The sequence below is a fragment of the Gemmatimonadales bacterium genome (assembly GCA_036265815.1).
Lineage (GTDB): Bacteria > Gemmatimonadota > Gemmatimonadetes > Gemmatimonadales > GWC2-71-9 > CAVVWJ01.
This window is the reverse complement of the sequence record DATAOI010000085.1, coordinates 1-4,408: the sequence shown is the minus strand read 5'-3', so window position 1 is coordinate 4,408 and position 4,408 is coordinate 1. Positions and strand designations below refer to the sequence as shown.

The 4,408-nt window shown below is 69.2% G+C and carries 5 protein-coding genes; 3 read left to right on the top strand and 2 right to left on the bottom strand.

Annotation, left to right across the window (positions count from 1 at the left end; all coding sequences use genetic code 11):
• Window positions 1-424, top strand: a 424-nt coding sequence (locus tag VHR41_17105; GenBank protein ID HEX3235916.1) for a tetratricopeptide repeat protein, incomplete at its 5' end; no start/stop codon positions are given.
• A gap of 124 nt (window positions 425-548) precedes the next feature.
• The gene (locus tag VHR41_17100; GenBank protein HEX3235915.1) at window positions 549-785 is read left to right on the top strand and encodes a hypothetical protein; all 237 of its coding nucleotides are present in this window, start codon (window positions 549-551) and stop codon (window positions 783-785) included.
• Window positions 786-912: 127 nt separating this feature from the next.
• Here VHR41_17100 and VHR41_17095 read toward each other — a convergent pair whose 3' ends face one another.
• Window positions 913-1,449: a cupin domain-containing protein gene (locus VHR41_17095; protein ID HEX3235914.1), complete on the bottom strand. Its 537-nt coding sequence runs from the start codon at window positions 1,447-1,449 to the stop codon at window positions 913-915.
• Window positions 1,450-1,502: 53 nt separating this feature from the next.
• On the bottom strand, window positions 1,503-2,747 hold the full coding sequence (locus VHR41_17090) for a hypothetical protein (protein HEX3235913.1): 1,245 nt from the start codon (window positions 2,745-2,747) through the stop codon (window positions 1,503-1,505).
• 119 nt (window positions 2,748-2,866) lie between these two features.
• Between VHR41_17090 and VHR41_17085 the strand changes: the two genes are divergently transcribed.
• On the top strand, window positions 2,867-4,408 hold a 1,542-nt coding region (locus VHR41_17085), incomplete at its 3' end, for a BTAD domain-containing putative transcriptional regulator (protein HEX3235912.1).

Genomic DNA, 4,408 nt, shown 5'->3' with positions numbered 1-4,408 from the left:
CGTCGAGGTCGAGCCTCACCTCGCCCTCGGCTACCTGACTCTCGGATGGACCTACCTGCTGAAGGGGATGCCGGACGAGGGACTCGCGGCGATGCGGAAGGCGGTGTCGCTCTCGCCCGAGAACACCCTGTATCTCGCGCAGCTCGGGCAGGCCTACGCCCAGGTGGGCCGGACCGGGGAGGCTCGAGAAGTTCTCCGGCAGCTCGAGGAGTTGTCGCGCCGGCGGTACGTCTCGCCCTACCACATGGCGTACGTGCACACGGGTCTGGGGGAGCAGGAGCGGGCGCTGGACTGGCTGGAGCGGGCGTACGAGGAGCGGGCAGGCGGCATCTGGGGGGTCAAGGGGTCCTTCCTGTTCAGGAATCTCCGTGCACATCCGAGGTTTCAGGCGCTGCTCAGAAAGATGAACCTCGGGGACCGATGACGGCATCGTACGCCGTCTCAGGTGGTCCACTTTCACGGACATCACTCTGCTGGACGACCTGGCGGCGACGGTCGCGGAGTTCGAGGGCTCGATCACGGCCACCAACACCAGCCGGGAAGACCACGTGGCCGCGCGGGCGGAGCTGCAGGAGGTGAGCGAGGACGTGCTGCAGCTGGTCGGGATGATGGACGGCATCAACCGGTATCGGTTCCGGAACCAGCCCCGCATGCTGGTGGCATGGGAGACGGCGAAGCATGTGGTGACCGGGCCGCAGCCGAAGGCGGAGGCGCCGGTGAGTCCCACGCAGCCGGTGCAGCCCGGGACGACCGGGCAGGCGGGAGAGGTGAAGCCGGCGGCATAACGCGACGACGAAGGGCTACCACCTACCAACGAGTCACCCTGAGATGAGGACGTGTGCCCGACGCCCCTCCGCTGTACTCAGGGTGACTCTCCTCTATTACCCCAGCATCCGCCGCAGCCCCCTGGGCTCAGAACGGACAGTTCCCCGGCACGTCCTGATCGATCCTGAGCGTGGCCCCGGGCGGCGCGAAATACGTCACGAGATTCTCCGCGACCGCGCCGCTTTCGTTCCGCGCGATGTGGGGGTGCTCGCCCAGGTCGAGTATGCCCTCGCCGGCGTGCCGCACGATCGGGGTGCACTGGGGATCATCCCCCATGTAGAACGTCATCGTCCCTGAGATGACCTGGATGAACACCGGTCCCGGATGGGTGTGCCAGCCGCTCTGTCCGCCGGGCTGAAACACGATGTGCTGCACCGCCAGATCGAAGGCGGGCTTCGCGGTGAGGTCGAAGTGCCAGTCATTGCTGATGCGCTTGACGTTGAAGACGTGCCCGTCAGGATCGCCGAAGGTGGCACGTCCGAGCAGGGTGGATTCTCCCCCGCTGGATGCGGTGAGCTCCGGTTTGAGCGTGGTTGGTGCCGCCGGAGATCCGGCGTCGTCGCAGCCGGCGGCCAGCAAGACGGCGAGCAGTGCGTTTGCCAGTGACGCCATTCGAATGGTCATTTTGCTCTCTCAGTTGAAGACACTTGATCTCACCGCGACGATGGGCACCGCGGTCATCCGGGACATGCCACCGTGAACGCCAGGTCGAGCGTGTCGCCGGCCGCGAGCGCGAAGCCCATGGGGTTCGGAGCCGCGGGAGCACGCGCCGTGCAGCTCGCCGGGACGCCGTCCAGGTCGAACCAGTACCAGTAGAGCGCGCCCCCACCGAAGTCGCTTGCCGGCACCTGGATGAATCGGGTGCCGTCGGGTTCGATGGCAGAGAGCGGGATAGACGGGCCAAAGCCGTAATCCCAGTAGCCGGCGACGGAGAATCGGACGGCGTACTGCGTGGCAGGCGGAGTTGAGCCCGTGGTAGTCGCCGAGATCCGAAGCGTGGCGACGTCACCCTGCGGAACCAGGCACGCCACCGAGAAGGTGAGGTTCACCGTATCCGGCTTCGATCCGTCCGCGGCAATGGTCACGGATTGCGACCCGGATTGGTTCGAGCACAGTGACGAGCCCGCCAGCGACACGCGATGCTCACCGGGTGAAACGCCATTCAGGTAGTGCCGCTCCCCCGGCAGGATGCTGAGCGGCTCACCCGGAGCAAATGCCGTGTCGGGCGCCAGCGGGCTTCCATCCAGCAAGGGCCGGAAGCCCAGGTAGAAGAGCGGCCCCGACTCCTGGATGAGGATGCCGACCACACCCACCGCGGCGCAGGTGACCGCAAAGGCGACGGGTGTCACCTGGCTGCCCTCCACCGTCACCAGCCGCGACGCGGGATCCGCCGTGCAGGTCGCCGCGAGGTCGGTCAAGCCGATCGTATGCGCACCGGGCTCGAGCAAAATCAGCGACCGGTCGGAAGAGCGAAGGCGTGCCTGCTCCGCGCCGTCCACCAGCAAGCCATAGCCGTTGGTGTCGGGGTCCTGCCCCGTCGTCGAGACCGTGACCAGCACGCCGCTGGCCCAGCACTGGATGGCGAACGGCACGGGCATCGTGTCACGCGAGGCCACGTCCACCTGGACTACGGTGTCCGAGACCGCCCGGCACTGGGGGGCGACCCCGAGCAGGCGCACCGCGTGCCGGCCGGGGGCAAGTGCCAAGGCAAGGGTTCCGGTGGCTTGCACCGAGTCGCCTTGCGCGACGCCGTCCACCGACAGCCGATAGCCATCCGGGTCGGAGCTGTTGCCCGAGGTGGAGGTGGAAACCAGGATGAACCCATCCGGCGCGTCTCCACTGTCCGTGCCCAGGCCACTCCCCTCGGCACATCCCGCCAGCCCGATCGTGAGCATCGAGAGGACGACCGGGTGAGCCCGCATACGCGTCTCCCTTCGAAACGACCCTGTCGCGTGTTCGCGCCTCGGTAACCGGCAGGTATCTTAGGAAGCGGGTGTCGTGGTGGTGTCGCGTTCGCGTCGTGCCTCGTAACTCACGTGCCATGTTCATACTGAGGGTGCTGGGCGGCGCCTCACTCGAGGGTCCGGACGGACCGGTCGCCGGCCGGGCCGGCCTCCGGCACCGCCTTGCCCTGCTGGCCGTCCTGGCCGTCGAGCACCCCCGACCCGTGAGCCGCGACAAGCTGGTCGCCTATCTCTGGCCCGAGAGCGACACCGAGGACGGCCGCCACCAGCTCCGCGACACCCTCTACATCCTCCGATCCGCCCTCGGCGACGATGCCGTGCTCAGCTCGGGCGACGATCTCCGGCTCAACACCGACCGCCTGACCTGCGATCTGTGGGAGTTCGACGCCGCCCTCGAGCGCGACGACCCCGCGGCCGCGGTCGGGGTCTACCGCGGTCCACTGCTCGCCGGGTTCCATCTTCCCGACGCCGACGAGTTCGAGCCGTGGGCCGACGGGAAGCGGGCGCTCCTCGCGCGCCGATACGTGCAGGCGCTCGAGCAGCTGGCGGAGCGGGAGATGCGGGGCGGCGATCCGGTGCGGGCGGTGGACTGGTGGGCGCGTCTGTCCCGGGAGGATCCGTACAACTCCCGGATCGCCCTGCGCTACATGCAGGCGCTCGAGGCCGCGGGCGACCGGGGAGGCGCGCTTCGGCATGCCGACGCGCATTCCGACCTGCTCCGCCTCGAGCTGAACGCGGTGCCCGAGGGCGAGGTGGTCGCCCTGGCGGAGCGGCTCAGGCTCGAGTCTCGCGCCCCCGCCCGGCCATCGCCGCTCCCGGCACTGGTCGGCTCTCCGTCATCGCCTGCTGAAGGAGAGGCCGTTGCCGGCGGGCAGAGCCTGGCCGATGCGCCGCCAGCCCGGCCTTCGCGCCGCCCCTGGGTCTTCGCCGCGATCCTGGTGCTCGGCACGATCAGCGCGCTCGCGGCCGTGCGCACCGTGCGGTCGCACGAGCGGCACCGGGAGCTCAATCCGCGGCGCGTGGCCGTCGGGGTATTCCAGAACCACACCGGCCGACCCGACCTCGACGACCTCGGCAGCATGACCGCCGACTGGATCATCCGCGGACTCATGGAGACACCGCTCATCAACGTCACCGACCTGGAGGCGGTCTACGCGAGTCCGCAGGATCGCTCGGGCCAGGGCGCCGATCCCCGGACGCTGGCGCGACGGGACGGCGCTGGCCTGGTCGTGTCGGGCAGCTACTATCGCTCGGGCGACAGCGTGCTGTTCGAGGCGGGGATCGTGGACGTGCCGACCGGGCGGGTGCTGCGATCGTTCGCGCCGGTGGGTGCGCCGGCAGTCGCGCCGGCCGGCGCGCTGCAGCGGCTCCGAGAAACCATCGCGGCCAGTCTGGGCGCCATGCTCGATCCCGCGACCGACGTGTCGCCGGTCGATCCCGACCTGGTGCCCCCTCCCAACTACACCGCGTACCGCGAGTTCATTGCCGGCCTCAAGAGCCGAACGCTGGACGATTGGGACGCGGAGACGCGACACTACCGCCGCTCGGCGGAGCTGGATTCCGGCTTCGTCGCGCCCCGGATCCAGCTCGCCTACCGGGCGATGCAGACCGACCGGTGT

Coding starts and splice junctions, on each gene's coding strand:
- VHR41_17095 (HEX3235914.1), bottom strand. CDS start 1,449: ATGACCATTCGAATGGCGTCACTGGCAAACGCACTGCTCGCCGTCTTG.
- VHR41_17090 (HEX3235913.1), bottom strand. CDS start 2,747: ATGCGGGCTCACCCGGTCGTCCTCTCGATGCTCACGATCGGGCTGGCG.